The following is a 395-nucleotide window of genomic DNA, read 5'->3' as shown; positions in this document are numbered from 1 at the left end:
TGCGCCGCACTGGGCGGCGGCTCCGGAATCTGGCTACTCATCACAAACCACCCGTGCCGTGGCGTCCGGTGCCGTCAGTACCGAACTGCTCGTCAGCGCTGTAGACACCGTTTTCAGCCCGGTATGGGTCGTCCTCGAAGCGAAGGGGAGTTTCCTCAGCGGTACCCGAGGGCAGGGTGCTGGTGGACACCGGAGCGGCGCTGCCCACTACTGGCTCGTTGAAAAGATCATCGGTGCCGGCGGCATAAACAGTCTCCTGGTGCAGGGGTGCCACCGGTGCCGGCTGCACGGCCCGGTGCTGGGCAGAACCCTGCACCTGTCCCTGCGATTCCGGGGCGCCTGCGGTGAGTCCGCGGGTGAGGCGGCCTGCCAGGACGCCGGCGCCGGCGGCGAGG

General features: G+C 68.6%; 1 pseudogene. It reads right to left on the bottom strand.

What is annotated here, in order from left to right:
• Window positions 1-40: 40 nt before the first annotated feature.
• Window positions 41-395 (bottom strand): annotated as a pseudogene (locus VXJ37_RS21080) (hypothetical protein); the annotation flags it as partial.

Source organism: Pseudarthrobacter phenanthrenivorans (assembly GCF_036455295.1).
GTDB classification, from domain to species: domain Bacteria; phylum Actinomycetota; class Actinomycetes; order Actinomycetales; family Micrococcaceae; genus Arthrobacter; species Arthrobacter phenanthrenivorans_C.
This window is presented reverse-complemented; position numbering and strand designations above follow the sequence as displayed.